This window comes from Macrococcus brunensis (assembly GCF_004359615.1).
In the GTDB taxonomy this organism is placed as follows: Bacteria; Bacillota; Bacilli; order Staphylococcales; family Staphylococcaceae; genus Macrococcus; species Macrococcus brunensis.
In genome coordinates this window covers 1-427 of the sequence record NZ_SCWA01000059.1, presented here as the reverse complement: position 1 = coordinate 427, position 427 = coordinate 1, and the positions used below count along the sequence as shown (strand labels likewise).

Annotated in this window: 1 protein-coding gene; it reads right to left on the bottom strand. The window is 66.0% G+C overall.

Features of this window, described 5'->3' with window-relative positions; translation table 11 throughout:
• Window positions 1–181: helix-turn-helix domain-containing protein (locus tag ERX27_RS11670; protein WP_133432861.1), on the bottom strand; the 181-nt coding region annotated here is incomplete at its 3' end.
• Window positions 182–427 lie beyond the last annotated feature (246 nt).

Here is a 427-nt window from a genome sequence, read left to right as displayed (position 1 = left end):
CCTCCGGCGTGGGCACGAGCGCGCCGCGCACCCGGCTGAACAGCGGGTAGCCGAGCTGCAGCTCGGCGTGCGCGATCGTCTTGCTGACGGCCGAGGGCGTGATGCTGACGAGGCGGGCGGCGGCACTCATGTTGCCCGCCTGCATGACGGCCTGGAAGACTTCGAGTTGCCGGAGGTTCATGGCTGGAGAGGGAGCGGATCGGGGGGTATGAATTCCATTCACACCCCGACCTGGATTATTCCCCACAGCCGGGTTACGTCATTCCTAACATACGGCACCCGCACGACGGGCCCGTGACAACGAATCAAACAACCAAGGAGATGAACGAGTGATGGCTTTCCCGCACATGCAATTCAAGCGCCTGCTGGCCGGCGCCGCCTTCGCCGCCTGGGGCCTCGTGGCCGGCGCGCAGACGCAGTCCGCAGC